The 26,916-nt window shown below is 56.8% G+C and carries 28 protein-coding genes; 16 read left to right on the plus strand and 12 right to left on the minus strand.

Features of this window, described 5'->3' with window-relative positions; all coding sequences use genetic code 11:
- The first annotated feature begins 110 nt into the window (after positions 1-110).
- Positions 111-2,156 carry an FUSC family protein gene (locus AABB92_RS05320; RefSeq protein WP_031376886.1) on the plus strand — a complete coding sequence of 682 codons (2,046 nt, stop codon included), beginning with the start codon at positions 111-113 and terminating at the stop codon, positions 2,154-2,156.
- A gap of 65 nt (positions 2,157-2,221) precedes the next feature.
- On the opposite strand, the gene AABB92_RS05325 is transcribed toward AABB92_RS05320, so the two are convergent.
- Both AABB92_RS05325 and AABB92_RS05330 read right to left on the minus strand, forming a co-directional pair.
- On the minus strand, positions 2,222-3,601 hold the full coding sequence (locus AABB92_RS05325) for an MFS transporter (RefSeq protein WP_031376887.1): 1,380 nt from the start codon (positions 3,599-3,601) through the stop codon (positions 2,222-2,224).
- Positions 3,602-3,841: 240 nt separating this feature from the next.
- On the minus strand, positions 3,842-5,068 hold the full coding sequence (locus AABB92_RS05330; RefSeq protein ID WP_031376888.1) for a LysR family transcriptional regulator: 1,227 nt from the start codon (positions 5,066-5,068) through the stop codon (positions 3,842-3,844).
- Between the two features lie 129 nt (positions 5,069-5,197).
- Between AABB92_RS05330 and AABB92_RS05335 the strand changes: the two genes are divergently transcribed.
- The 5 genes from AABB92_RS05335 to AABB92_RS05355 all read left to right on the plus strand — a co-directional run bounded on the left by AABB92_RS05335 (position 5,198) and on the right by AABB92_RS05355 (position 9,762).
- The gene (locus AABB92_RS05335; RefSeq protein WP_046288314.1) at positions 5,198-5,935 is read left to right on the plus strand and encodes a PIG-L deacetylase family protein; all 738 of its coding nucleotides are present in this window, start codon (positions 5,198-5,200) and stop codon (positions 5,933-5,935) included.
- Positions 5,932-6,654 (plus strand): 4-carboxy-4-hydroxy-2-oxoadipate aldolase/oxaloacetate decarboxylase, encoded by a 723-nt coding sequence (locus tag AABB92_RS05340; protein WP_031376889.1) that lies wholly within the window; start codon positions 5,932-5,934, stop codon positions 6,652-6,654. Before AABB92_RS05335 ends, AABB92_RS05340 begins: the two co-directional genes overlap by 4 nt.
- Positions 6,651-7,739 carry a 4-oxalomesaconate tautomerase gene (locus AABB92_RS05345; protein ID WP_031376890.1) on the plus strand — a complete coding sequence of 363 codons (1,089 nt, stop codon included), beginning with the start codon at positions 6,651-6,653 and terminating at the stop codon, positions 7,737-7,739. The genes AABB92_RS05340 and AABB92_RS05345 overlap by 4 nt, the downstream gene beginning before the upstream one ends.
- A 7-nt stretch (positions 7,740-7,746) precedes the next feature.
- Complete coding sequence (locus AABB92_RS05350) at positions 7,747-8,616, plus strand: NAD(P)-dependent oxidoreductase (RefSeq protein WP_046288315.1); 870 nt, start codon at positions 7,747-7,749, stop codon at positions 8,614-8,616.
- Positions 8,617-8,793: 177 nt separating this feature from the next.
- Positions 8,794-9,762, plus strand: coding sequence for a VOC family protein (locus AABB92_RS05355; RefSeq protein WP_031376891.1), 969 nt, complete (start codon positions 8,794-8,796; stop codon positions 9,760-9,762).
- A 340-nt stretch (positions 9,763-10,102) separates the two neighbouring features.
- On the opposite strand, the gene AABB92_RS05360 is transcribed toward AABB92_RS05355, so the two are convergent.
- Positions 10,103-10,438, minus strand: coding sequence for a gamma-glutamylcyclotransferase family protein (locus tag AABB92_RS05360; RefSeq protein WP_031376892.1), 336 nt, complete (start codon positions 10,436-10,438; stop codon positions 10,103-10,105).
- Positions 10,439-11,241: 803 nt separating this feature from the next.
- Here AABB92_RS05360 and AABB92_RS05365 point away from each other — a divergent pair.
- Positions 11,242-11,520 (plus strand): hypothetical protein, encoded by a 279-nt coding sequence (locus AABB92_RS05365; RefSeq protein WP_152659085.1) that lies wholly within the window; start codon positions 11,242-11,244, stop codon positions 11,518-11,520.
- A 161-nt stretch (positions 11,521-11,681) separates the two neighbouring features.
- On the opposite strand, the gene AABB92_RS05370 is transcribed toward AABB92_RS05365, so the two are convergent.
- The 3 genes from AABB92_RS05370 to AABB92_RS05380 all read right to left on the minus strand — a co-directional run bounded on the left by AABB92_RS05370 (position 11,682) and on the right by AABB92_RS05380 (position 14,023).
- Positions 11,682-12,401 carry a hypothetical protein gene (locus tag AABB92_RS05370; protein ID WP_052720603.1) on the minus strand — a complete coding sequence of 240 codons (720 nt, stop codon included), beginning with the start codon at positions 12,399-12,401 and terminating at the stop codon, positions 11,682-11,684.
- 24 nt (positions 12,402-12,425) lie between these two features.
- Positions 12,426-12,596, minus strand: coding sequence for a hypothetical protein (locus AABB92_RS05375; protein WP_158087049.1), 171 nt, complete (start codon positions 12,594-12,596; stop codon positions 12,426-12,428).
- A gap of 407 nt (positions 12,597-13,003) precedes the next feature.
- Entirely contained in the window at positions 13,004-14,023 is a 1,020-nt protein-coding gene (locus AABB92_RS05380; RefSeq protein ID WP_046288316.1) for an alpha/beta hydrolase, read from the minus strand.
- A 445-nt stretch (positions 14,024-14,468) separates the two neighbouring features.
- On the opposite strand from AABB92_RS05380, the gene uraH reads away from it, so the two are divergent.
- Positions 14,469-14,897, plus strand: a complete 429-nt coding sequence (uraH, locus tag AABB92_RS05385; protein ID WP_031376896.1) for a hydroxyisourate hydrolase — start codon at positions 14,469-14,471, stop codon at positions 14,895-14,897.
- A gap of 37 nt (positions 14,898-14,934) precedes the next feature.
- On the opposite strand, the gene AABB92_RS05390 is transcribed toward uraH, so the two are convergent.
- Positions 14,935-15,846, minus strand: a complete 912-nt coding sequence (locus tag AABB92_RS05390; RefSeq protein WP_031376897.1) for a LysR family transcriptional regulator — start codon at positions 15,844-15,846, stop codon at positions 14,935-14,937.
- A gap of 153 nt (positions 15,847-15,999) precedes the next feature.
- On the opposite strand from AABB92_RS05390, the gene AABB92_RS05395 reads away from it, so the two are divergent.
- A complete protein-coding gene (locus tag AABB92_RS05395) occupies positions 16,000-16,749 on the plus strand; it encodes a glucose 1-dehydrogenase (protein WP_031376898.1) in 750 nt (249 codons plus the stop codon).
- A gap of 255 nt (positions 16,750-17,004) precedes the next feature.
- Positions 17,005-18,108 carry an NADH:flavin oxidoreductase/NADH oxidase gene (locus tag AABB92_RS05400; protein WP_046288317.1) on the plus strand — a complete coding sequence of 368 codons (1,104 nt, stop codon included), beginning with the start codon at positions 17,005-17,007 and terminating at the stop codon, positions 18,106-18,108.
- A 43-nt stretch (positions 18,109-18,151) separates the two neighbouring features.
- Here AABB92_RS05400 and AABB92_RS05405 read toward each other — a convergent pair whose 3' ends face one another.
- Positions 18,152-18,736 (minus strand): NUDIX domain-containing protein, encoded by a 585-nt coding sequence (locus AABB92_RS05405; protein WP_031376899.1) that lies wholly within the window; start codon positions 18,734-18,736, stop codon positions 18,152-18,154.
- An 82-nt stretch (positions 18,737-18,818) separates the two neighbouring features.
- Between AABB92_RS05405 and AABB92_RS05410 the strand changes: the two genes are divergently transcribed.
- Positions 18,819-19,568: a DeoR/GlpR family DNA-binding transcription regulator gene (locus tag AABB92_RS05410; protein WP_031376900.1), complete on the plus strand. Its 750-nt coding sequence runs from the start codon at positions 18,819-18,821 to the stop codon at positions 19,566-19,568.
- Here AABB92_RS05410 and AABB92_RS05415 read toward each other — a convergent pair.
- Positions 19,561-20,190 (minus strand): glutamate racemase, encoded by a 630-nt coding sequence (locus AABB92_RS05415; RefSeq protein WP_410477741.1) that lies wholly within the window; start codon positions 20,188-20,190, stop codon positions 19,561-19,563. The two genes, AABB92_RS05410 and AABB92_RS05415, sit on opposite strands and share 8 nt — an antisense overlap.
- Positions 20,191-20,247: 57 nt before the next feature.
- On the minus strand, positions 20,248-21,156 hold the full coding sequence (locus tag AABB92_RS05420; RefSeq protein ID WP_031376902.1) for a LysR family transcriptional regulator: 909 nt from the start codon (positions 21,154-21,156) through the stop codon (positions 20,248-20,250).
- Positions 21,157-21,266: 110 nt separating this feature from the next.
- On the opposite strand from AABB92_RS05420, the gene AABB92_RS05425 reads away from it, so the two are divergent.
- Both AABB92_RS05425 and AABB92_RS05430 read left to right on the plus strand, forming a co-directional pair.
- The gene (locus AABB92_RS05425) at positions 21,267-22,643 is read left to right on the plus strand and encodes an MFS transporter (RefSeq protein ID WP_031376903.1); all 1,377 of its coding nucleotides are present in this window, start codon (positions 21,267-21,269) and stop codon (positions 22,641-22,643) included.
- Positions 22,640-23,014: a DUF4440 domain-containing protein gene (locus AABB92_RS05430; protein WP_031376904.1), complete on the plus strand. Its 375-nt coding sequence runs from the start codon at positions 22,640-22,642 to the stop codon at positions 23,012-23,014. The genes AABB92_RS05425 and AABB92_RS05430 overlap by 4 nt, the downstream gene beginning before the upstream one ends.
- Here AABB92_RS05430 and AABB92_RS05435 read toward each other — a convergent pair whose 3' ends face one another.
- Positions 23,015-23,407: a VOC family protein gene (locus AABB92_RS05435; protein ID WP_031376905.1), complete on the minus strand. Its 393-nt coding sequence runs from the start codon at positions 23,405-23,407 to the stop codon at positions 23,015-23,017.
- Between the two features lie 95 nt (positions 23,408-23,502).
- On the opposite strand from AABB92_RS05435, the gene AABB92_RS05440 reads away from it, so the two are divergent.
- Complete coding sequence (locus AABB92_RS05440) at positions 23,503-24,036, plus strand: GNAT family N-acetyltransferase (protein WP_031376906.1); 534 nt, start codon at positions 23,503-23,505, stop codon at positions 24,034-24,036.
- A 138-nt stretch (positions 24,037-24,174) separates the two neighbouring features.
- Complete coding sequence (locus AABB92_RS05445; protein WP_031376907.1) at positions 24,175-24,813, plus strand: LysE family translocator; 639 nt, start codon at positions 24,175-24,177, stop codon at positions 24,811-24,813.
- Here AABB92_RS05445 and AABB92_RS05450 read toward each other — a convergent pair.
- Entirely contained in the window at positions 24,789-25,601 is an 813-nt protein-coding gene (locus AABB92_RS05450; RefSeq protein WP_031376908.1) for an AraC family transcriptional regulator, read from the minus strand. The genes AABB92_RS05445 and AABB92_RS05450 overlap by 25 nt on opposite strands.
- Positions 25,602-25,850: 249 nt before the next feature.
- On the opposite strand from AABB92_RS05450, the gene AABB92_RS05455 reads away from it, so the two are divergent.
- Positions 25,851-26,882 carry an NADP-dependent oxidoreductase gene (locus AABB92_RS05455; protein WP_031376909.1) on the plus strand — a complete coding sequence of 344 codons (1,032 nt, stop codon included), beginning with the start codon at positions 25,851-25,853 and terminating at the stop codon, positions 26,880-26,882.
- The last annotated feature ends 34 nt before the right edge of the window (positions 26,883-26,916 follow it).

Raw genomic sequence — 26,916 nt, forward strand, 5'->3', positions numbered from 1 at the left:
CTGAACCGGTCAGGGATGGCCGGTAATAATTTGTATAATTTAACTGAGAGTAAAACGCTGACGCTTCTGTCAGGATACGCGCCACAGAAGTATTTCGGTCCTCTCATTCGATGAAATGGTTTACCAAAAACGCGGTTTTGTTTGCCTGCAAAACCTCCCTGGCCGCGTTTATCGCGTTATCAGTTGCTCTGATCCTTAACTTTGAAAAACCTGCCTGGGCGCTGACCACCGTTTTTGTCACATCCCAGCTTTATGCCGCCTCAACCGTCTCGAAATCGCTGTTCCGTCTGATAGGAACCGTGCTGGGAGGGGTGTTTATCCTGCTGATCTATCCGGAAACGGTGCAGTCGCCACTGCTGTTCAGCCTGTGCGTCTCGCTGTGGGTGACGTTTTGCCTCTATCTGTCGCTGCATGACCGCACGCCCAAAAGCTACGTCTTCATGCTGGCAGGCTATAGCGCGGCGATCATGGGTTTTCCGGAGGTGAACACGCCGTCGGCGATTACTAATACGGTGATTTCGCGTATCGAGGAGATCACCCTTGGCATTTTGTGCAGCACGCTGGTACACCGGCTGGTTTTTCCGGTATCGATGCACCATCTGCTCGGGCAGAGCGTCGACCGCTGGTTTCAGAATGCGCGTAAATTGTGTAATGAGCTGGTCAGCGGCATGGCGAACAACAAGTCCCTCGAGCGGGAAGATATTCTGATCCAGATGGCGGGCTATCCGCTGAATGTCGAAACGCTGCTGACGCACTGTGTTTATGAAGGGGAAGCGGCGCGCAATGTGATCCGTCTGGTCAGCGTGCAGTATCAGCATCTGACCTACCTGCTGCCGACGCTGACGGCGATTGAATCGCGGCTTGGGGTGCTGGCAGAACTGAATATACGCTTTCCGCTGTGTGTCACCTCGGTGTTCCAGCAATTTCTGCTGTGGCTCAATCATGATCGGGTTAACGATATCGAAGGATTGCGTAACGCCATCGCTGCGGGTCAGGCGACGCTGGAAGCGGACTGGCAGGCGGGAAAGCTGGCTACTGAAGAGAGCCTGCTGCTGATTGGCTTACTGGAGCGGCTGGCTAACTTTGTCCGTATCGCCGATGCGTATCAGAACGTCAGCGCCCGAGCCGGCGATCTCTACAGTCATGGCGACGGGGCGGCGATCAGGAACATCCGCGAGCATCGCCACATTGATAACGGACTGCTGAGCCTGTCGGTGCTGACGGCCTTTCTGGCGACCTTTCTTTCCAGTCTGTTCTGGATTGGCAGCGGCTGGGCCGATGGGGCCAATGCACCGCTGATGGCGGCGATTATCAGTTCGTTTTTTGCCGGGGTGGATTCGCCGGTTACGCCGATGAAGCTGTTCGTTAAAGGGGTGATGATTGCGCTGGTGGTCAGCCTGTTTTATATCGCGTTTCTGATCCCGCAGGCCAACACCCTGCAGGCGTTAATGATCTGCCTGCTGCCGGGGCTGATGCTGCTGAGCCTGGTGATTGCCAATCCGACCACCAATCTGATAGGTCTGAGTGTGGCGATCCAGATTCCAGGCTTTATCGGGCTGAGTCACCACTATGTGCCCGATCTGATCGTCACCCTGAACGCCGCAATCTCGTCGCTGGTGGGGATCATGTTTGCGGTGGTGCTGACGGCGCTGATCCGCAATAAGCGTCCCTCGTGGATTGCCCGCAGGGCGGTGCTGCGGGGGCTGCGCGACCTGCTGAGCTTTATTAAAAAGGTCGAACGCAATTCCGCCACGCTGTTATCACGCCAGCAGTTTATTGCGCGCATGCTGGACCGGGTGAACATTATTCTGCCGCGTAAACGGCTCGATCCGGTGCCGGATATCGTGGTCGGTGGCTATCTGATCAGTGAAACCTGGCTCGGCGCTAACTGCTATGACTTTTATGCCCGCTATCGGGAGGTGCTGGAGGCGCACCGCATCGACAGCGGCCAGATGTTCCACGAACTGGGTCTCTATCTGAAGCGTAAAATGAAGTCGCTTCAGCTGCTGCCGCATCAGGATCTGCTGGAGGAGCTGGATCAGCTGCTGCTCCGGCTGGAGAAGATTGCGCTGCAGGAGAGTGCGGCGGTAGCTCCGCTGGTTCACCTGTTTAACATTCGCGTCTCGCTGTTCCCGCAACAGCGCTGGCCGGGCTGAGTGTGCTATAAAGGTTGCCGCGCTATTTCAGGGGGAGAAAAACCGATGTCAGCCTGCTTACGCCGCTATCGGTTGTTCAGATTTTGCGATAAGGCAGGAATATCGCCGAGTTCCGCTCCTTTAACCTTCAGGGTAAGTTCGACATTGCGGTGTAAAATAATACTGACCGCCGCCAGTAGCGCCGGCAGGGCAAGAATGTAGAAAATAGCCGACTGTGCCGGGAACACGCCCATCAGCACGCCACCTAAAGACGAACTCAGAATGGCGCCCATCCGGCCGATGCCATGCATCCAGCTGACGCCGGTTGCGCGGATCTCGGTCGGATAGTAGGCCGGCGAATAGACCTGAAGTCCGTTCTGCGCACCGTTGATGCACATGCCGGTGATAAAAATAATCACACCCAACCACACGCCGCTCAGCCCAAGCAAACCCTGGGTGATCAAACAGGCACAGCCGATTAAATAGACCACGCCAATCACCCATCTGGCGTGCAGCTTATCCATTAAGCCGCCAACGATGATGCCGCCGACCGGTCCGCCCAGCTGGAACAGTCCGGCGACAATCGCCGCCTGCTCAAGAGAAATGCCGCCTGAACGCATAATGGTAGGCAGCCAGCCGTTCAGCAGATAAATAACGAACAGCCCCATGAAATAGGTCAGCCAGAGGATTACGGTACCGCGGGCGAAGCCGTGGCGAAACAGCTCTGCAATGGTGCTGTTGCGCTTTACGCCAGGCGAACTCAGGATAAACGCCGTATCCGGGCTAAAATCACCGCCCATTTTATTCAGCAGCGAGGCGATGATTGCGCGTGGCGCTTTACGCACCACCAGGTTAAGCACCGATTCCGGTAACAGCCAGGCAATCACCGGCAGCAGCAGCAGGGGAAGCGCGCCACCAAACACCAGGACCGCAGACCAGTTAAAGCGTGCCAGCAGCCCGGCGGCAATGAATCCACCCAGTCCCGAGCCGATATTAAATCCGCTGAACATCAGGGTAATCATGATGCCTTTGCGGCGCTCGGGCATGTATTCAGACAGCAGCGTCACGCAGTTTGGCATTACCGCGCCCAGCCCCAGACCGGCGATAAAGCGTAATAATGCCATTTGTGTCGGCGAAGCGGCGAAAGCACAGGCGAGGCTGAAGGCTGAGAAGATCAGTACTGACACCAGAATGACCCGCTTGCGGCCAATCCGATCGGACATCGGACCGGCGATCAGCGCGCCGAGCGCCACGCCCGCCATGGCCGCGCCGAGGATCGGGCCCATCGCTGAGCGGCTGATGCCCCAGTGTTCGATCAGCGCCGGCGCGATAAAGCCCATTACGGCTGCATCGTAACCATCAAACATAATGATGATCAGACACAGCACCAGTACGCGCCATTGGAAAGAAGAGACCGGGCGTGCATCAATCCACTGTTTTACATTAATCAGGTTATTCGCTGTCATCGGGTACGCTCTCTGCTTTGCTACCAGCGGCAGCCGTCGTTGTGGTGAGAGAAAGGTAACAATCCGATAACACGGTAAGCGGGGCACCTGACGGTGTCTGTCAAAAAAGGCTTTTAGCGATATGAGTTAGCTTTATAGTGTGATGCGTCTGGCATTGTCATTGCGGGACCAAACGGCTGTGGTAAGGCAGGCCGGGCCTGCACGGGTAACGGGTGACATCCTTATCGCTATGAGTTTCATTTAGGCTGTCCGGGTCAGCGTCTCATCAATGCAGCGCAGCAGCGCCTGAGTAGCAGGCGAATGCAGCGCCCCCAGACGAAAGGTCAGTCCTATCTCACGGCGGGTATCGGGCAGGTTCAGCGCCAGCGGCGTCAGGATTCCGGCCTGCAACTCATATTCAAGCTGATGCGAAGAGACCACCGCCACCATATCCGAATTCAGCAGCAGTCCGCGCACTATCGCCAGATCGCCACTTTCTACCACCGGCTGAGGCGCAGTCAGCGCTGCGGCCTGAAACGCGCGGTCCAGCAGATGACGGGCAGGAGAGTTCTCACGCGGCAGGATCCATTGCACCTGCTGCAGATCTTCCGGTTTGACGGCACGCCCGCTCAGTGGGTGCTGCGGACGCGTCAGCAGAATCAGTTCTTCATCGAACAGCAGCTGGTTCTGGATATCGGACGCGCTGTGATGCTGACGCAGCGCACCGAGAATAAAATCAATATCTCCGGCGCGCAGTTCTTTAATCAGCGCATCAAAGGCGCTCTCGTTGGTCACCACTTTTATTCCGGGATAGCGCGCCACCAGACGGGTGATCGCCAGCGGTAACAGGCTACTGCGGCACAGCGGGAGCGCACCGACATGCACCGTCCCGGTCAGAATGCCGCGCTGTGCGGCGAGGTCTTCCGGGATATGCCGTATCTCATTGAGGGCACGGCTGATAAACGGGGCGATCTCCTGTCCCGCTGACGTTGGCATCATGCCTTTTGGCGTGCGCTGAAACAGCGGCAGCCCGGCCCCTTTTTCCAGCACCTTCAACGCCGCGCTCACCGCTGGCTGACTGATACCCAGCAACGTCGCCACGCTTTGAGTGTGATGAAGCCGGTCCAGCGCTAAAAAAATTTGCAGCCGTCGCAGGTTAAATAACCAGATCGGTTCCGCCTCTTCACGGCCGTTATCCCGCCGCCGCATTTTGCTGAGGATCGGCGGGATCGCGTGCAGTTCGGTAATGGCTCGCCGGGCGCGCGGCAGGGCACATTTGCCCATCTCGGTCAGCAGCATCCCGCTGGCATGCCGTTCAAACAGCGGCGTCTGTAAACTGTGTTCCAGATCACGCAGCGAACGGGTGATCGCCGACTGGGTACGAAATAAATTTATCGACGCTTCGGAAATCGTGCCGCAGTCCGCAATCATACAAAAAGCGCGTATTTGCATGATTTTAATGTCAAATTCCTGTCTGCCGTTTTCCATTTTTCTTACGCCAGCGATGAGCCCTGAATCACAACATAAATAAAAGTCATAACGCATGCAATGAAAGACATTATCCAGCCGCAGTGCTGCATGCCAGGATGAAAAAAACGGCAAAGGCAGGATGAGATAATGGAAAAGATGAGTAAAAAGAGTGCGTTAGTTGTCAGCGCCCATTCAGCTGATTTTGTCTGGCGTGCGGGGGGGGCCATTGCGCTGCATGCATCGCGGGGTTATGAGGTGCATGTGGTATGCCTCTCTTATGGCGAGCGGGGCGAATCGGCGAAGCTGTGGCGCAGCGGCAACATGACCGAGGCGAAGGTAAAGCAGAGTCGTCAGGAAGAGGCGGAGGCGGCTGCCCGCATTCTCGGGGCAACTATTAGCTTTATGGATCTGGGTGATTATCCGCTGCGCGCTGATAAAGAGACGCTATTCCGGCTGGCGGACATATTCCGTCAGGTGCAGCCGCACTTCGTCCTGACGCATTCGGTTAACGATCCCTATAACTACGATCATCCGCTGGCTGCGCATCTGACGCAGGAAGCGCGAATCATTGCGCAGGCCGAAGGCTATCGTCCTGGTGAAACCATTATCGGCGCGCCGCCGGTCTATAGCTTTGAGCCGCATCAGCCTGAGCAGTGCAACTGGAAACCTGACGTGCTGCTTGATATCAGCGCGGTCTGGGACAAGAAATATGCGGCTATTCAGTGCATGGCGGGTCAGGAACACCTGTGGGAATACTATACGCGGGTGGCTTTGCAGCGGGGCGTTCAGGCCAAACGTAACGTCGGGATCGGCTCATCGAAAGTGATCAGCCACGCTGAAGGTTATCAGAGCCTGTTGCCACGGGTGACGGAGGATCTGTCATGAGTCTGGTGAATAAAAAAGGTATCGTTGTGCGCAACATTGCGCGTGCTGATGCCGCGCTGGTGGCCGGTTTTGCCCGTTACGGCGTGGCGACCACCCATGAAGCTCAGGGACGCAGTGGTCTGCTCGACGCTGGTATTCGTCCCATCCAGCAGAACTGCGCGGTAGCCGGCAGCGCAGTGACCGTGCTGGTTTCGCCCGGCGATAACTGGATGTTTCATGTGGCGGTTGAGCAGTGCCAGCCCGGTGACATCCTGCTGGTGGCCCCGACTTCAGCCTGTCACGATGGTTATTTTGGCGATTTGCTGGCGACCTCTTTACAGGTGCACGGCGTGGTGGCGCTGGTGGGGGATATCGGGATTCGTGACAGCCAGACGCTGAGAGATATGCAGTTTCCGGTCTGGTCACGGGCGGTTTACGCGCAGGGCACGGTGAAAGAGACGCTGGGTTCAGTTAACGTGCCGGTCATCTGTGCCGGGCAGCTGATCCATCCGGGAGACATCGTGGTCGCGGATGATGATGGCGTGGTGATTGTGCCGCGTCTGCAGGCCGAATCGGTCGCGGTCGCTGCACAGAAACGTGAAGCACTGGAACAGAGCAAACGTCAGCGGCTGGCTGCCGGTGAGTATGGCCTCGATATTTATCAGATGCGTTCGCAGCTGGCTGAAAAGGGGCTGCGCTACGTTGACTCACTTGATCAACTGCAGCAGAGCGGCGTATGAAACAGACCCTGATTCCCTGCATGCTGATGCGCGGCGGAACGTCAAAAGCCGCCTGCTTTCTGGCCACGGATCTGCCGGCGGACAGCGCCACGCGCGATCGCGTCCTGCTGGCGGCGATGGGTTCGCCTGATGCCCGACAGATTGACGGTATCGGTGGTGCCGATTCACTGACCAGTAAAGTGGCGATTATCTCTCCTTCATCGCGTCCGGATGCCGACGTAGACTACCTGTTCGCTCAGGTTAGCGTGGAACAAGCCGTGGTTGATTACGGACAGAACTGCGGAAATATTCTTGCCGCAGTCGGGCCGTTTGCGATTGAAAAAGGGCTGGTAACGGTAACCGGTGCGCTGACAACAGTGCGCATTTATATGGTCAATACCGGCCAGCTTGCTGAAGCGGCCATCGCTACGCCGGAGGGCTGCGTTGAGTATCAGGGCGATACCCGCATTGACGGCGTGCCGGGTTACGCCGCGCAACAAATCCTGAATTTCCAGGACATCGCCGGATCAAGCTGCGGCGCACTGCTGCCGACCGGTAATGCGCGCGACAGCATTGACGGCATTGAGGTGACCTGCATCGATAATGGTATGCCGGTTGTGGTAATCCGTGCCGCCGATTTGCAGCGCAGCGGACGCGAAACGCCGGATCAGCTGAATAAAGATGAGGTGCTGAAAGCACGGCTGGAGTCGATTCGCTTACAGGCGGGACGGTTGATGCATCTGGGCGACGTAGCGCAGCGCAGCGTGCCGAAAATGACGCTGATCTCCGCACCGGTCGACAACGGTTCGATCACCACCCGGACCTTTATTCCTCACCGCTGTCACGCCGCGATTGGCGTGTTAGGCGCGGTCAGTGTCGCCACGGCCTGTCTGGTTGCCGGTTCGGTGGCGGAAGGGCTGGCAAAAATCAGCGCGGCTGCTGAACAACGTCTGATTGTCGAACATCCCAGCGGCGAGTTTAGCGTGATGCTGACGCGTGATGCGGCGGGACATGTGATTAACAGTGGATTGATCCGCACTGCGCGCCTGCTGTTTGACGGGCGCGTGGCCATTCCGGGTTCAGTCTGGTCACGGCAGGAGGGATAAGACAGTTATGCAGATAGCCATTATCGGATTTGGCGAGGCGGGACAAATTTATGCTCACGATCTGGCGAGTGTGGCGCAGGTGCGGGTCTGGGATAAAAAATTCTGCGGGCAGCAGGCTTCTGGCCTGCGGGATGTGGCTCAGCAGTCTGGCGTGCAGCCGGCGGATTCCGTTGCTGAAGCACTGGATGGCGCAGACTGGGTGATATCGCTGGTTACCGCATCAAACGCACTCTGCGTTGCGCGCGAGGTTGCTCCGCTGCTGGCGAACGGCCAGCAACTGCTGGACTTTAATTCGGTTTCACCCGAGACAAAACGTGCCGCCTCGCAAGCAATCGCTGGCGGCGCGGGGACGTATCTGGATGTGGCGGTCATGGCACCGGTGCCGCCCAAACGGCTGGGCACACCGCTGTTAATCGGCGGACCGGCAGCAGACAACGTCGCGGCCCGGTTGAATCATCTGGGCATTAACGCCACGGCGGCCAGCGATCGTATTGGCGATGTCTCAGCCATTAAAATGTGTCGCAGCGTAATGATTAAAGGACTGGAAGCGCTGACCACTGAATGCCTCAGCGCGGCGCAGCAATACGGGGTGGAAGAGGCGGTACTCGCCTCGCTGCACGCCAGTTTTCCTGCGCTGGGTTGGAACCACCACTTGCCGCATTATCTGATCAGTCGGGTGGCCGAGCATGGCGTCCGGCGGGCAGAGGAGATGGCTGAAGTGGTCAAAACCTTGCATGATGTGGCTGTGGCGGGCGTCATGAGCCAGGCGACTCAGCAGGTACAGGCCGATTTACCGGCCCGGATGGCGGCGCTGGGGATTGCTTACCGCGATCTCAGTCCCTTTATCTGGCAGGAGGCACTGCAACGATTGAGATAACGTTTTCCGGCTCACCGGCTCAGATTTGCTGGCCGCAACCGGCTGGTAACGTCATCACACAAACAAGGAAACTCATCGCTTAGCGGCTAAAACTCCCTGATTTTCAGCCAGAAAGATCGGTAACGTCTGACCCTTAAATAAAAAAATTAGTACGCCTACACCAATAAGGAGGTCTTCATGACCACAGCGCATTCTGAGCCCTGTCATGATATTGCACATCTTGCACATGTTGAGATTTATACCGACAAATTCGAGGAGAGTCTTGCCTTTTTCGTCGACGTTTATGGTCTTACGGTCTCGGCCAGGGACCATGATCACGCGTGGTTACGTGCCTGGGACGATTATGAATTTCACACCTTAAAACTGACGCGTCATTCCACCACCGGAGTCGGACATATCGCTTACCGGGCCAGTTCGCAGGCGGCATTGATGCGGCGCGTCGCGGCCATTGAGGCAAGTGGATATGAAGTGATTGGCTGGAGAGAGGACGATCAGGGGCACGGGCGCGCATTCCGTTTTGCCGATCCCTTTGGACATGTGTTTGAGATTTACTACGATACCGTTCGCTATCAGGCTGAAGCCAATGAGCGGCCTTCGTTAAAAAATATGGCTCAACGCTATCACGGACGTGGCGCGTCTCCCCGTCGTCTCGATCACCTTAATCTGCTGGCGGAGGATGTCAGAGAGTTCAAACGCTTCATGGAAGTCTGCCTCGGTTCACGGGTCACCGAGATGATCGCGCTGGATAATGGCCGGATTGGCGGCTGCTGGTTCACCATCAATAACAAAACCTACGATCTGGCCTGCACTGAAGAGCAGGGAGGCGGCAGGGGCCGTTTGCATCACATCACCTATGCCACCGACACCCGGGAAGATATCCTGCGCGCCGCCGATATTTTTCTGGAAAACGGGGTACACATCGAAACCGGCCCGCATAAACATGCGATTCAGGGCACTTTTTTCCTCTATGTCTGGGAGCCGGCCGGCAATCGAGTTGAGCTGGCTAACTCAGGCGCGCGGCTGATTCTGGCACCAGACTGGCAGCCAATTATCTGGACCGAAGCGGAGCGCAAAAAAGGCCAGGCGTGGGGCCTTAAGACGATTGAAACCTTCCACACGCACGGTACGCCACCCGTCGCGAAGTGAACATCGGCAGTCAGATGACGAAATCGTCAAACCGGTCATCTGGCTGTTGTTAAAGCAGAAAAAAGTCGGATCGATAACGGGTATTAGTTACATCATACATTAGTTATTCCGTTAATAACTCATCAAACATTGTGCCTGTTGGTTTTTGCGAATCAGCATCAAAAATCGATATAAAGGGGCTTCGGGGTAACCGATTAATCAAAGCGGCTGGCATTACCGCGCTGCACGCTGCCCCGATACACGACCGGCATTATCCACAGGATCGGCATCAATACCGGCGATAAAAACGCTAAAAGAGCAGGGCGTGCGCAGGGAAAACCGGCTGGGGATGGCTGCGCCGTCAGGCTGATAATGGCGGCTGCAGCTGGTAAATCCAGGCGGTTAACTGCTGATTGTTGCCGGTGTTAACCGTCACTTCAACCCGATCGTAGCCATCTTCAAATTCATCCAGCATCGGCCAGTGCTCGTCGAGCCGATCGGAGATAAACAGGTAACCCGGCACGGGTGACGCCTGGTCATCCAGAATGATGCCGGGGAAATCAGCCGCCGCACCCCAGCCACGCGGGTAGAAAATGCCGGTCACCGAACCGGGCAGCCATTCACCGCCAATCTGTTCCAGGATGTGGGCATTCTCACGGCCAGGGCAAAGCGTGCCATAAACAAATAAGCGTTTCATTTTTCCTCATCAGGATCACAGCCGAAGCCGGCAACTTTAACCTGCCTGAAAGCCATTGTCATGTCAGCCGGGCGGATTTCGGCTTTTATCATCGGACGGTAATTCAGCCAGCGATAAAATGACGCGCTGTGATAAATTCTGCGGCCCAGTAGTCATGCGGCAGGCGCAGAATTCACGTAGCGTTGTCAAAATCGCGGGTTGTTTCAGCCGTTTTATCCCGATTGGCCGGTAAAGGAAGCAGACAATCTTCATCGGGCAATGCCAGTGACTTAGCGTGTTTGCAGTAGCAAAGGCCGATTCAGTAGGCATTAGCTGGCAGGAAGACAGCAACGACAAAGCCCGGTACAGTGCGGTTTATCTGGCAGCGCGACAATCAGTAACGACGTCGAGCCGTTTAATAACAATGGTGCAGGAGATTGTTTGCCGCTGCGTCTGGTGTGGCCAACCGAACGTGCCGTTGCAGAAGTACGGTTGCCGCAAAGCATACGGAAGCAAGACGTGATGATCAAAGGATGAGGCCGCAAAGCATGTTGAGCGAGAACGATGTCGCACGGGAAAGTTGTCGCAAAGAGGATTGCAGAATGATCGCTGGAGTTCCGGCGTTCCTGACACAGAGGAAAGCGGTTATGCCAGCGAACGCAGAAAGAGAATCCGGGGAATGATCTATAGGTTGGTCTGAGAGTAAAGAAGTCGCTCGTATCAAAGCGATGATGCTTCCTGTTGTCTACTTTTTACTGGAGAAATTTGATGCAGTCACCGATCCCGCTGATGAAGCGGAAAGGTGTCCAGTCAGGTTTCGTGAGATGAAAGCCTACCTCGACGAGTTCTTCCGGATATCCATGCAGGAAACAAATATACGTGTTCAGGTCGAGCACAACATAAGCCTGCATCTAATTCTGGAGCAGCTTGCTGCGGTATTTGAAGCTGAGCCAGAAAGTTACTACGTGCCGCAAGCTTTCTGGACTAAAGAGTTGCCGATCAAAGTCGCCGCGCTGAAACATAATGTAGCCAGAATTGGTCGGGATAAGCAGCGCCGTGCTGAACAACAACGGCAAAAAGAGAGGCGTGGCAATAAGAAGTGAAACGCGTAACGAGGAGCGTTGAAATGGCTTACTGTCGACGGCACAGATGCGGACCCCATAGACGAGGGATAAAATCGGGAAGGCAGAGGAAAGGGGATAATATGATCGCTGTGGCTGAGTCAAATATTGCCGTGTTAATACCTTATTTAACATAATATACATTATGCGCCTTTAGATAACCGCCTAATTATGATGGCCGGACATCGCTTGATTCTGCCGTTTACTCTCGTTCGACCCATGATCCTGACTGGCTCAATACCTTCTATTGCCGGATTACGTTTCAAATCGCTAAGATTGCTTAACCTTGCACGGATACAAGCGATCGGATTGATGACCCTGATAAGTTCGTGTGATTCTGCAGATGTGGCGCTATCTTGCTCAATCATAAACCTCTCAGTGTTTAACTGCAGTCTATCGCCGGAAAAGTCTTTGTAGCTGAATCCTGATGGAAAATCGATAACATCCACCGTGTTTGGACGTTCAGGACTATCCGGGTCTGCAAAGAATCGGCCATCAACGTTTTTAATCTGTTGTGTTTTAAGGTCAACCAGGGCAAATCGTGCCAGTGATGGTGGCTGTCCTTGTTCATTCATATTCGGATCCACACCGAGAGCTGCAGCTATTGCAGCGACATCATGGCGTCGGGCGGCGTAATCGACATCTACGGAGGTAACAAGACGGGCATCTGGCAGAGCATCTCTGTAAAGCTCCCGGTAATAAGCAACCCAGTACTGAATGGCTTGTCCGCCCACGGTTATTACGGGATCAGATAAAGTATTAGCCTTATCAATCAATTTCTTATTGAGAATATAGGCTTGTTCAAAAGGCGGGATGACAGGATCAGGTGACATAAAAAAACCATCTGCTGGAAGATGGTTCATTTTGCTTTGCCTTATCAGACAGCATCAGGAAAAGCTGACGATATGCTTAGATGAAAGTTTACAGGATTTACTGTAGCGCGATTTCTCGGCAGGTTTATATCCGTCTTCACCCCGGACAATGGCTGCCGCTTTTTCATCATAACGCTTGTGTTGTGCTTCTTTGATTTCAGACGGAGTCATTTTAAGAAACCACATTACCTTTCAGTAAACAATACTACAAATTTATACCCTTTCGTCTGACCATTCCAGTGTTTCGAACGACAAAACTCGTCTGCCGGCTGATTTAGCCTCGGCCAGCCCATGATGCTTAAACAGAGAAGATGACTACACTGACAAACTGCCGATGTAATTTCAAAAATGAAAATCAATTAATCTGATTGAGATTTTATCATTGTAAATCAATAAGTAACCACCCTTTCCTCTCGGCTTCATTTGCTCGCAGAAACCTCCGGGAAACATTATCTCAACAGCTTGCGCTGGCCTGAAGTCCACCGGTATAAGGTTAGTGTTGCGATGTTAACGGTTGCTGCAGCACTGATGCGGTGAAAATGCCGTATTGGTGTAACACAATTCGGGCGGCATCATGATACCGCCCGGCCTGCTTATTTCAGATGTGACCGCAGCTCTTCACCGGCCTGGCTGATCGCCGTTCTGACCGTTGGTTCCTGGCTTAATGCGTTCAGCAAACCGTAATCATGAATCATGCCGTTGTAACGCGTCACGGTAACCGGTACGCCCGCTGCATCCAGCTTACGACCAAACGCTTCACCTTCATCACGTAACACGTCCAGTTCTGCGGTCTGAATCAGCGTCGGTGGCAACCCTTTCAGCTGTGCGGTCGTTGCCCGCAACGGAGACGCCAGGATGTTATTACGATCTTTTTCTGATGTGGTGTAGTTATCCCAGAACCACTTCATCATGTTCTTCGTCAGGAAATGTCCGTCAGCAAACCGATCATAGGACGCGGTATCAAACCGCGCATCGGTAACCGGCCAAAGCATCACGTCATAACGAATGGCTGGGGTTTTAAACTGTTTCGCCTGCAAAGCAACCGCAGCCACCATGTTACCGCCAACGCTGTTGCCAACCAGCGCCAGACGTTTACCGTCAACGCCAATTTCAGCGCCGTGTTCGGCAACCCATTTAGTGGCTTCATAAGCCTGAGTAATCGCCACCGGGAAATGCGCTTCTGGCGACGGCTGATAATTGACAAATACCGCAGCTGCGCCGGAAGCATTCACTATGTCACGTACCAGCCGCTCATGGGTCGGAAAATCACCCAGCACCCAGCCGCCGCCGTGAAAGAACATGAACACCGGCAATGTACCGCTGGCGTGCTCAGGCTTAACGATGGTCAGCGTCAGTGGCTGGCCCAGTACAGTAATGGTCTTTTGTGAAACCTGTGCCGGCGGCAGTTCTGCGCCCTTCTGCGCGCCAGTCAACACCGCTCGGGCGTCTTTAACCGACAGCTGCTCAATCGGTTTGCCATCGCCGCTGTTCAGCGCTGTCAGAAAAGCGGCAACGCCGGCGGTCGGTTGTGGGCTGTTTTCAGTCGGTGCAGCAAACGCGGTACTCATCTGGCTGGCTAACAATAATGCACTGGCGGTCAGTTTCATTTTCATCACAGGATTTCCATTAATTTGCTATTAAGTAGTGTGCTATCTGGTTGACAAGACAATGACACGCCAGAACTGAATTGTAAACTATCAAATAGTGCGCTATTTAAATGATGCATTCGCCCTGTCATGCATTCTTCGCCTTTAACAGCCAACCTTGCGGCTATCTGCATCAATTATCTGCCACTAAGCACCCTTTCTGAGAAGTTTAAAAAAATCAAAACTTAGGTAAAGACCCTGCTTTTCTGACTGTTCAGCCATTACAATCCGCACACTGCCTGATGACTGTCAGTTGAAAGAGTAACTGTATGATGTAACTAAGTGGAGTTCTGGCTCATGGCTTCCGACGGCTGCGCCTCGGAAATTTCACATTTTCCGCCGCAAATTGTCGCTCTGTCGCCAACCGCTCTACTATTGCTGCAAATAAACCCCGTCAATAAAGGAAACATTGATGAAAACCTCACATGCTTTGATCGCAACTGTACTTCTGGCCACTGGCGTTTCTGCTTCTGCTGTTGCTGCACAACCGGCTGCGGCAAAAAATCCGTTAAGCGTCCACGTCCTCAACCTGCAAACCGGCCAGCCGACCGCCGGTATTGAAGTTGAACTGGATCAGAAACAGCAGGACAACTGGGTGAAGCTGGCTTCAGGCGTGACCGACAATAATGGCCGTATCAGCGCCCTGTTCCCGCAGGATAAAACCGCCAGCGCGGGCAGCTATCGCGTAGTGTTCAAAACCGGTGACTTCTATAAAAAGAACAACCAGAAAACCTTCTTCCCGGAAATCCCGGTTGAGTTCAACATGGAGGCCAGTGGCGAGCATTACCACATTCCGCTGTTGCTGAGCCCGTTCGGTTACTCAACCTATCGCGGTAACTAAGCCTGTTGAACGCATCCGGCACGCTGACTGTGCCGGATTAACCCTCTCCCGCCACCCGCGCCGGAAAACACTCCGCCAGCCAGTCGATAAACACCCGCAACCGATGCGTAACGTGACGATTCTGCGGATAGACCAGATGAAACGGATAGCCCGCTGGCCGCCAGTCGCGCAGTATTTCCACCAGTTCCCTCTGTTGCAGAAGTGCCCCAAGGCTGTAGCTGAAGGTCTGGATAATCCCCAGCCCGGCCAGTCCCGCCGCCAGATGCGCATTACTTTCATTTACGCCAATCCGATGCGCACTCTTGATCTCGATTTTCTCGCCGTTGCGTTCAAAACGCAGTGGAAACGGCCTGCCGCTCTGCGGTGACAGATAGCTGACCAGCCGGTGACCATTGCGCAATTCATCCGGATACGCCGGCACGCCAAAGGCTTTCAGATAGGCAGGCGTGGCGCAGGTAATCAGCGTGGCGTGCCCCATATTACGGGCAATAAGTGAAGAATCGACCAGCGGTCCGCCGCGTATCACACAGTCAACGTTATCGCTGACCAGGTCGATCGGTCGATCGGCCACCCCGAGATCCAGCGTGATGTCGGGATAACGGGCAAAGAAATCAGGCAGCAGCGGGATCAGTACCTCCCGGGCGGTGGAACCGCCGATATCGATGCGTAAATGCCCGCGCGGTTTACTGCGCAGCACGTTAAACGAAGCATCGATATCGTCGAGATCGTGCAGGATACGCAGCGATTTTTCATAATATTCCCGCCCTTCTGAGGTCACCGTTACCCGCCGGGTGGTGCGCTGGAGCAGCCTGACCGACAGATGGGTTTCCAGCTGCTGGACCAGCTTGCTGAGGGTCGCTTTCGGCATATTCAGCAAGTCAGCCGCACGGGTAAAACTGCCGCTCTCCACCACCCGAGCGAAGGCTTTGATAGCCAGTAACTGATCCATTTTCTCCCCCTTATTATCCATCCCCGTGGATAGTTATTTTCATTTTACCCGATTTATCTGCCAATCCTGCCGCTCTACAGTAGCCATCAGTCGGGCAACGTAACGGCCCGGGACACCTCGGCTTTATAACCTACCTTATCCGGAGAGCAACAGATGAACCCATCACTGGCAGGAAAGATTGCACTGATCACCGGCGGCACCACCGGAATTGGTCTGGCGACGGCTATCGAACTGGCATCACAGGGCGCGCAGGTCTTTATCACCGGCCGACGCCAGGCTGAACTGGATGCCGCCGTCGCGGAAATCGGCAGCGCCGCCACCGGCATCCGCGCCGATGCTTCGCAATTGCATGACCTTGATACGATTTACGCCCGCATCGCCAGTCAGGCTGGACGGCTTGATATTCTGTTCGCCAACGCCGGCGGCGGTGACATGATGCCATTGGGGGCAATCACCGAAGAGCATGTTGATCGCATCTTCGGCACCAACGTGCGTGGCGTGCTGTTTACCGTGCAGAAAGCTTTGCCACTGCTGGTCGATGGCGCATCTATTATTCTGACCGGCTCCACCACCTCGATTCAGGGCACCGCGGCCTTTAGCGTTTACAGCGCCAGCAAAGCCGCCGTGCGTAACTTCGCCCGTTCGTGGGCACTGGATCTGAAAGAGCGTGGCATTCGCGTCAACGTCGTCAGCCCCGGCCCGGTCCGCACGCCTGGCCTTGGCGGGTTGGTGAGTGAAGATCAGCAACAGGGACTGTTTGATGCGCTGGCGGCTCAGATCCCGCTCGGTCGGCTGGGCAAACCCGAAGAGGTTGCCAAAACGGTGGCGTTTCTCGCCTCGGATGCAGCCAGCTTTATCAACGGCACCGAACTGTTTGTTGATGGCGGCATGGCGCAGGTCTGACTTTCATCCCGCGACAGATCAGCAAGAACGGTGCAGTCAGGCCGTTCTCTTTGCGGATAACCGGTGCGGAAAATCATCGCCACACCGGATAGATACACTCAGCGTCTGACTCCCTGGCAAGCCCCTTAAGCGCGGCGGCAATCCGCAGCAACCCTGCCCGCTGTCATAAAATGTCACGTTGCGCCGCCCCCAATCCGCCTAATCCCCCGCTATAGTTATTCCCTGTCACGTTAGTCATAAAACCATGGAGATAACATGAGCCAACTTTTTTCACCTGTCTCACTGGGCGAACTTGCGCTGGAAAACCGCATTGTGATTGCGCCGATGTGCCAGTATTCAGCCGAAGCCGGCAATGCCTCCGCCTGGCACCGAATCCACCTTGGCCAGCTGGCTTTTTCCGGCGCCGGTTTGCTGATTATTGAAGCCACCGCCGTCGAAGATATCGGCCGTATCTCTCCCGGTGATTTAGGGCTGTGGAATGATGACAATGAAGCAGCGCTGAAGTCAGTGCTGGAGGATGTCCGTCGCTACTCGTCGATTCCGATTGGCATTCAGCTGGGACACGCCGGACGCAAAGCGTCATGCGCAGTGCCGTGGGAAGGCGGCAAACAGATTGCGCCTGATGCAGCAGAGGGCTGGCAAACCGTGGCACCTTCGGCACTGAGCTACAGCGAAGATGAAGCCAAACCGCTGGCGATGGACGCCGACGCGCTGGCGCGGGTAAAACAGGCGTTTGTCGACAGCGCCCGCCGGGCAGTAAAGCTTGGCATTGAGCTGATTGAGGTGCACGCCGCACACGGCTATCTGCTGCACCAGTTCCTCTCGCCGCTGTCGAACCAGCGCAGCGATGAGTACGGTGGCTCGCTGGAAAACCGGATGCGCTTCCCGCTGGAGGTGTTCCAGGCGGTGCGTGATGCGGTGCCAGCGTCAGTACCGGTTGGCGTGCGCATTTCGGCAACGGATTGGGTTGAGGGTGGCTGGGAAGTGAATCAGTCGATCGCCTTCTCCCGCGAGCTGGAAGCGCGCAACTGCGCCTATATTCACGTCTCCAGCGGTGGTTTGTCTGACAAGCAAAAAATCAGCGTCGGCCCGAATTACCAGGTACCGTTTGCCCGCGATATTCGTGAGCAGGTATCCATTCCGGTGATTGCGGTTGGTCTGATCACCGAGCCACAGCAGGCAGAAGATCTGTTGCAGCAGGGTGAAGCCGATCTGGTGGCACTGGCACGCGGTATTCTCTACGATCCGCGCTGGCCGTGGCACGCAGCGGCCGCGCTGGACGGTAAAGTCCGGGTTCCGCCGCAGTATCTGCGATCAGAACCGCACGACGTCAAAGGCATCCTGACCCGCGACGAATAAGCACACTGGCAGGCCGTCGTGAGGCGGCCTGCCAGCCAGATTACTAAAGAATGCCCTTCAGACGCAGATGTTGCAGCAGCATGATGGTTTTCGCATCCATGATGTCACCGTCCGTAATCGCCTGCAGCGCCTGGTCAAAATCCATCTCCAGTACCTCGATATCTTCCCCCTCCTCAGCGATACCGCCGCCCTCACCGTTGCGCTGCTGATCGGCATATTCAGCGATAAAGAAGTAGAGCTTTTCGGTAACCGATCCGGGACTCATAAAGGCTTCAAACACCTTCTCGACCCGCGTGACGCGAAAACCGGTCTCCTCTTCGGCTTCGGCAACAATGCGCGTCTCCGGCGAGGCGTTATCCAGTAGTCCCGCCGCCGCTTCAATCAGGAAGCCGTCGTGCCCGTTAAGGTAGATTGGAAAACGGAACTGGCGCGTCAGCACCACGCTTTTTTTGTCACGGTTATACAGCAGGACCACCGCACCGTTGCCGCGGTCATAGGCTTCCCGGCTCTGCTCCTGCCATTGCCCATCACGCCGTAACAGCGAAAAGGTGTATTTCTTCAGGGTGTACCAGTTATCCGACAGCAACTGCTCGCTGATGATGCGCACACGGTCACGGTTCTGCTGCATAGTGATCTCCTCAATGAGTGGACAGCGGTCACGCTATCATGCACAATCGCGCAATATCAAGAAAAAACAGGCAGAAAAACTGATGTTATCAGGACAACGTAAACAGGCGATCCTCGCCCTGCTCGCCAGCGAAAAGCAGGTGCAGTCGCGCGACCTGAGCCAGCGATTTGGTGTCTCAGAGGACTCTGTACGACGGGATTTGCGTGAGATGGCGGCCGAAGGACTGTTGCAGCGGGTCCATGGGGGTGCCCTGCCGGTTTCCGCTGCGCTGGCGGGATTTGAAACACGCAAAAGCGTGCAAACCGACTCAAAACGGGCAATTGCGCAAAAAGCCGTTGCGCTGATTCAGCCCGGACAGATCGTTCTGATCGATGGCGGGACCACCAGCGCTGAACTGGTGCGACTGCTGCCCGCGACGCTGGATTTTACCGCAGTAACTCACAGTCCGAGCGTGGCGCTGGCGCTGGCCGAGCATCCGCGCGTCGAGGTGATCCTGATTGGCGGCCAGCTTTATAAACACTCAGTAGTGGCGGTCGGCGCGGCGATGCTGGAATCGATCAACCGCATCAATGCCGATCTGTTTTTCATGGGGGTTACCGGTGTGCATCCGGCCGCAGGCTTTACCACCGGTAATTTTGAAGAGGCTACGGTAAAACGCGCGCTGGCCGGTCGGGCGGCGGAAACCGTGGTTATGGCCTCAGCCGAGAAACTCAATTCCGCTTCAGCCTTTGCGATTGGCGATCTCTCGCTGGCCAGTACGCTGGTGATCGATACGCCGCCGGGCGAGCCGCTGCGTCAGGCTCTGACCGCCCACGGCGTCACCCTTATCTGAGGGCGTAACAGGCCTGTAAAGCCAGATGCGGCGCGGTCAGCGGCCGCTGGCTGACAGCAAACTGCTGCGCCACCGGCGTCATCGAGCTTTGCGCCAGTGCCACCTGACCTGCGCCCTGCTGATAAGCCTGCTGTGCCGCTTCTGCAATCAGGGCAAAATAACCCGCACTATCACCGGCTTTAAAGGCTGCCCAGGCGTCCTCCACCAGCCGGACCTCAACCTCGCTCCCTGCCCGGCAAAACAATGATCGGGTCGCTTCCAGCGTTGATTCCGCAGCACAAAGCGCGACCGAGGGTCCCTGATGACGCTGCAGCGCTTCGGCCAGCATTTTATCGCTACGCAGCACCCAGCCATGCTGACCGGCAGCGACAAAATCATCGGCGACCGGAGCCAGGGTTGAGCAGGTAATCACAATCGCATCCATCTGCGGCAGCAAGGCATCAATCAGCCGGGCGATCCGGGCGCGTAATTCCGCCGTCATGCCGCCACTGCGCTCCGCCTCTGCCAGCCAGTCGGGCATCACCAGGTGGTTAAGCGGCGGTGTAGTGGTAGACAGCGAGGCGGCAGCGTCGTCAAAAATGGCGATATTACTGGCCGCAGTATGAAGGCAGAGCAGATTCATGGTTCTCTCCGGGCTGGGTGATGTGAGATGAGTGAGCAGCTAACAGACTTTACCCGTTTAGCTGCCCTGTCCAGCGCTTAAGGCGATCCGCTGACGTAAAAAGTCGATAAAGCCGCGCACCTTTTCCGCAACGTGTCGGGTATCCGGATAGACGGCATAAATGCCCTGCATCGGAAAAGCGTAATCCGGCAGCAGATGACACAGACTGCCGCGTTCAATCGCCTCACTCACCAGCCACGCCGGCAGCAGCGCGACCCCATTACCCTGCAGCGCAAATGCCATCAGTGCCGCCGCGCTGTCCGCTGAAAACCTGACCGGCCGGGTTATCTCAAACGGTACCCGCTGACCGTCCGGACCGCTAAGCTGCCAGCGCAGCGGGTCGGTAAGCCGGTTATGCACAATCCAGTCGGCCTGCGCCAGCGCGCTCAGCGAGTCAACCGGATGGTGGTTCAGCCATTCAGGTGAGGCCACCGGCAGTATCGCAAATCGATCCAGCAGCGCCGCCCGATGAGTGGAATCCGCTAACCGGCCCAACCGGATAGCCACATCAAAACGGCCGGAAATCAGATCGTCGGTCGCGGTCGAAGCGACGTGCCGGATACGCAAATCGGGATGTCGCCGCTGAAAGGCAGTGAGCGCCGGAATAATCATCTGCACCCCATATTCCGGCGTACTGGTGATATGCAGCTCGCCGGTTAATCCACGGTGATCGCGCTGCACGTCGTCAAGCATTCCCTGCGCATCCTGCAACAGCGTTACGCTGCGCCGGTAAAAGGTGTCGCCTGCCGCGGTCAGCGCCAGCCGCCGGGTGGTACGCAGCAGCAGGCTCACGCCCAGTTCTGCTTCAAGCTGCCGCAGGCTAAAACTTACTGCCGCTTTAGTCTGGCCAAGCGAGGCCGCGGCGGCGGTAAAACTGCCGCTCTCCACCACCGCCACAAACATCGCCACCCGCTGTAAATTGAGCATCGGCATCATCCTTATTGTCAAAAAAGCGTTGACAGTATATCGCTGAATCCGGGGTTTATCTGACATTCTGCCGCGCCTAAAGTGTGCTCATCGTTCCGGAGAGCCCACTTATGACCTATCGCAGTAAAGTCGCCACGGTATTCCTGCTCGGCTTTTTTATCGACCTGATCACCCTGTTTATCGGCAGCGTCGCCTATCCGACTATCGGTCACAGCCTGCATGCCTCGGTGGCAGAGCTGGCCTGGGTGAGCAACGGCTATATTCTTGGCCTGACCTTAGTCATCCCTGTTAGCGCCTGGTTAAGCCAGTGTATCGGCGCGCGACGGGTATTTCTGATCTCCTTACTGTTGTTCAGCGTAGCAACCGCTGGCGCAGGACTGGCACCCAGCCTGGCGACATTGATCGGCTGGCGGGTCGTTCAGGGCATCGGCGGCGGCCTGATTATCCCGGTCGGCCAGGCGCTGACCTGGCGTCTCTATCCGCCACAGCAACGCGCCAGACTGTCAGCGGCGGTGATGCTGGTCGGCCTGTTAGCGCCGGCGTTATCACCCTCGCTGGGCGGCCTGCTGGTGACAACGCTTAGCTGGCGCGGCATCTTCATGGTCAGCCTGCCCGTCTCACTGCTGACGCTGTTACTGGCCGCCTGCTGGATCAAACGCGAGCCACTGCCCGCCATCCGGCCGCCGCTGCATGTGACTGGCCTGCTCAGCGGCTGTGGCGCGCTGGCCGCACTGTTACTGGGATTAACCTGGATCAGCGAGCCGGCCCGACGGCCGCAGGCAGTGGCGCTGCTGCTGACCGGCGGGCTGCTGGCTGCCCTGTTTATCCGCAGTAGCCGTCGCCATGCCCATCCGCTGCTGCCGATGCATCCCGGTCAGCTGATGCGCTTCGCCATGACGGTCTATCAGTGCGTTCCGGGCATGTTTATCGGTATCAGCCTGATCGCCATGTTCTATCTGCAGGCGCAGCTCGGGTTGACGCCGGTGGCGTGCGGCATGCTGATGCTACCGTGGTCACTGGCGTCGGGACTGGCGATCGTGCTGACCGGTAAACGATTCAATCACATCGGCCCGCGCCCGCTGATCGTCACCGGCTGTCTGCTTCAGGCGCTGGGAATAGGCGTACTGGCGCAGGTCACCGCCCCGGTTCCGCTGCCCGGACTGATGCTGGCCTTTGCCCTGATGGGGGCTGGCGGCAGCCTGTGCAGCAGCACCGCTCAGAGCAGCGCATTTCTTGAGACCGACGACGACGCGCTGCCGCACGCCAGCGCCCTGTGGACGGTTAACCGCCAGCTGAGCTTTTGCTTTGGCGTGGCGCTGCTGAGCCTGTTGCTTGATTTGCTCTCCGCCCATCTGGCGTTATCTCTGGCTTACCAGCTGACCTTTTACAGCGCCGCGCTGATCAGCCTGTTGCCAATTCTAGCCAGCTTTGGCCTTGATAACCGTGCCATCGTCCGGCGTTTATCCCCCCACAAGGAGTCTGTATGAACCGTTATTTTCGTGAAGTCATCGACGCGCATCAGGCGATTGAAGCCTGGCTGAGTGAAGGCAGCGGCGACGCGTTGCTGAGCCGTTTTGATGCTGAATTCTCTATGATTACCCTCGGCGGCACCGCCATTGATTACGCCGCGCTGAGCGCGATGTTCAGCAGCCAGCGCGGCGCCCGGCCAGGCTTGCAGATTACGCTCGATCGGCTGACCTTACTGGCGGAATGGCCGCAGGGCGCGGTGGTGTTATACCGTGAGCATCACCACCAGCCGGGCCAGACGCCCATTGTCCGCTGGTCCAGCGTGCTGTTTACGCTCCAGGGTGAGCGGCTGCTGTGGCGGCACCTGCACGAGACGCGCCAGCCAGAGTAGTCAGGGTTGCCAGGCGGCGTGCTGCAACACCACCCGATAGCCATCGGCATCCAGGAAGGTTACTCCCTGCCGATCCCAGTACGGATTAAAGGCCGGCCGCCGCTGGAATCCCGCCTGATCCATCCGCTGACAGTGGGTCAGCCACTGTTCTCGGGCCGGAATATAGAGCACCAGCAGGTCGTCGTCGGAAACCTGCGGCGTCAGCGGATGCGCATAACAGCGGGTAAATTCCAGATGCCAGTTTAAATCGACCCGACCCAGCATCACGCCGCTGAATCCCTGATGCTGTTCAAACGCGCCAATCGGGCTGAGCGCCAGGCCGTGACAATACATCCTGCTGCTTCGGTTCAGATCGGCCACCGGCCGCGCGATACGCAGTTGTTGAATATTCATCGCTTTCTCTCCTTCGGGTTTACTGTTATTTATCACAGCATCCTGATCTCCCCGTTACGCCGGGTGCGCAACCGCATCCCGCCGAGGCTGATAACATGCTGCACACTGAACGTTTACTGCTACGGCCGGTCCGGCCAGAAGATGAAGCCGACCTGTGGCGAATCTATGGCGATCCGGCCACCAACACCTTTAATCCGGCCGGTCCGTTGCGCGATCGCCAGCAGGCCCATGACGTACTACAGGCATGGCTACAGGGCTGGCAGGATGACGGCTTCGGCCGCTGGGCGATTGCCCGTCAGGCGCATCCCGATAAGCCGATTGGTTTTGGCGGCCTGAGCGTGCACCTGCAGGATGAACGGCGGATGAATAATCTCGGATACCGCTTTGAAACCGCCGCCTGGGGCCAGGGATACGCCACGGAATTCGCCTGCTTCACCGTCGGTTATGGCTTTACGGCGCTGGCGTTAAGTACCATTGAAGCGCGGGTCAGAAAACACCATCAGGCGTCGATTAAGGTGCTGGAGAAAGCCGGACTGCGCTATATCAGTGAGATTCAGGACGTCGCCAATGCTGCACCGAGCCAGCTTTATGCGCTGTCGCGCGCAGCGTGGCTGGCCCGGCCGGAGTGAATCCGCCATTTTTTCCGCAATTTTTTCCAATATGCCTCTCGCCCGCCGGTGATGAAATCGGGTTTCCTTTTTACTGCTAACAGGAAGCCTGATGCCAGCCTTACTCCTCACCCTATTCACCCTGCCGGGCGGTGCCGCATGATGCCGTTTTCTAATGGCTTTCTGCTGAGCCTGTCGCTGTGCCTCGATATCGGTATCGCGAACATCGCGATGATTACCCTGGCGATGCAGCGCGGCTATTTCCAGGGTTTCTGGCTGGGCATCGGGACCTGCGTCGGCGATCTGGTGTACGCGCTGCTGGCGCTCTCCGGCATGGCGGTGCTGTTGCAGTTCAGTGCGGTACGCTGGGTGTTGTGGATTGGCGGCAGCGCTATGCTGCTGTGGTTCGCGGTCAAAATGGCGATTGCCGCCGCACGTCCCGCAGCGCCAGTCGGTCTGGAGACAGCCGCGCCGCCGCGTCCGCTGAAGCGTGAATTTTCCCGTGGCGTGCTGCTGGCGCTCTCCTCGCCGAGTGCAATTCTGTGGTTCGCCACCGTTGGCGGTGCGCTGATTTCCCGCATCGGTCAGCAGAGCGCGGCCACCTCATCCGCTTTTCTCGGCGGCTTCTTCATCGCTGGCGTACTCTGGACCTGCGCGTTGTGCCTGGTCGGGCATCTGGGCGGCCGGGCACTGGGTCAGCGCTTACTGAAATATTGCGCCATCGCCTCGGCCATCATCTTCAGCTATTTCGCTGTCTACGTGATCGTCTCTGGCTATCGGGAATTTATGCTGCCGTAAGCGGTGTGCCGGGCGTAGTCGTGCGGCGTCACGCCCATCACTTTCCGGAAGGCATTGATGAAATGGCTCTGATCGTAAAAGCCCAGCGCCAGCGCCGCCTCCAGCGGATGGACCCGGTTACGCAGCAGCTGACGGGCCCGGTGCAGACGTAGCTGCATATGATATTGCAACGGCGGCAGACCGGTATGGCGGCTAAAGCAGCGTACCAGGTGATACTTGCTCACACCCGCCTGGCGGGCCAGATGGTCGAGCGAAGGTTTGCTATCAAGCGCCGCATTCAGTTGCGCTTTGACCGCGGCCACCAGCCGATGCTCCGCCGGATCAGCGGGCTGTTCGGGTTGCAGCAGTTCACCACACAGCGACAGCAGCCGCTGTTGCTGATCCGCCAGGTCATCTTCCCGGCTCGCCCCGGCGAAGGCACATAAGGCGTTAAACAGACGCGGTTCATCCAGCACCCCTTCACGTAACGCCGGAGCCTGCTGGTGACTGTTGAGGTTGTGCGCGCGGGCAAGGCTCTGAAGCAGCGACTGTGGCAGATGCACACTGATGAAGCTCACTCCGTGGCGATCAAAGCGCGAGGCCTGCAGCGTGGCCGGATTGTATACGGTGACCTGCCCGGCCTTCACCTCGGCGGTTTTGCCTGCCAGCCAGATCTGTTCAACGCCGGTCAGGTTGGCGCTGATCACATACTCATCATGCAGATGACGTGGAAAAACCGCGTCGCGGGCGCTGACCTGCGAGCATTCAATGCCGTTAAAACTGAACCACGCTGAGGAATGTAGCGCCATTCTGCCGTCCCTTTTTTGCCAGCGGCTGTCTCTGTCACGATGATTCATCACACCATTTTGCCGTCGCTAATGCAATCGGTCCGCCGCCGTTCGCGCCGCGCCGGGCAAGCATCAGCGGGCATTCTGCTGCCGAAGCCAGCGCCCTTACCGCCCACAGCGCTAAACGCAGCCCGTCAGATGTCATCTACACTTGGTCGACGTTCACCCGGCAATGCAACGCGCATTGCCCAGCCATAAAAGGATGACAGCATGACTGAACACGCGAATCAGAATCACGCCTGGTTACTGGCTTCTCGCCCCCACGGCGAGCCGACCAAAGAGAATTTCCGCTATGTGACGCAGCCAATCCCGCAGCTGAAAGACGGTGAAGTGCTGCTGCGCACCGTTTACCTGTCGCTCGACCCTTACATGCGTGGCCGCATGGATGACGGTAAATCCTACGCCGCGCCGGCCGAGCTGGATCAGCCGATGGTTGGCGGGACCGTTTGTCAGGTCGCCGAATCAAAAAACAGTGATTTCCAGACCGGTGACTGGGTGCTGGCACAAAGCGGCTGGCAGGAATATGCGGTCTCGGATGGCAAAGAGATTGCGAAGCTGGGCAACGATCTGCCGCACCCGTCATGGGCGCTGGGCATTCTCGGGATGCCAGGCTTCACCGCCTACATGGGCCTGATGGATATCGGTCAGCCAAAAGCCGGTGAAACCCTGGTCGTCGCAGCGGCGACCGGACCGGTCGGGGCGACGGTTGGCCAGTTAGGCAAACAGCAAGGCTGCCGGGTAGTTGGGGTTGCCGGTGGCGAAGAGAAGTGCCGTTACGCCGTGGAAACGCTGGGCTTTGACGCCTGTCTCGATCACCACAGCGCCGATTTTGAACAGCAGCTGAAAAATGCCTGTCCGGACGGCATTGATATCTACTTTGAGAACGTGGGTGGCAAAGTGTTCGATGCGGTGTTCCCGCTGCTGAATACGGCGGCGCGCGTGCCGGTCTGTGGTCTGGTCTCTGCCTACAGCCAGCGTGAGCTGCCGCCCGGCCCGGACCGCACTTCGCTGATCATGGCGGGCATTCTTAAACGCCGGATCCGCATGCAGGGCTTTATCATCTTCCAGGATTACGGCGATCGTTATCCGGAATTCCTTGAGGCGATGCGTCCGCTGGTGGAAAGCAAAAAAATCCACTATCGCGAGCATCTGATTGAGGGACTGGAGAAGGCGCCACAGGCGTTTATCGATATGCTGAACGGCAAAAACTTCGGTAAAACGGTGGTAAAAGTCGCGTCGTAAGGTAAAGCGTGCAGCGTCACTGACGTTGCACGCT

This window comes from Pantoea brenneri, assembly GCF_038594305.1.
Taxonomy (GTDB): Bacteria; Pseudomonadota; Gammaproteobacteria; order Enterobacterales; family Enterobacteriaceae; genus Pantoea; species Pantoea brenneri.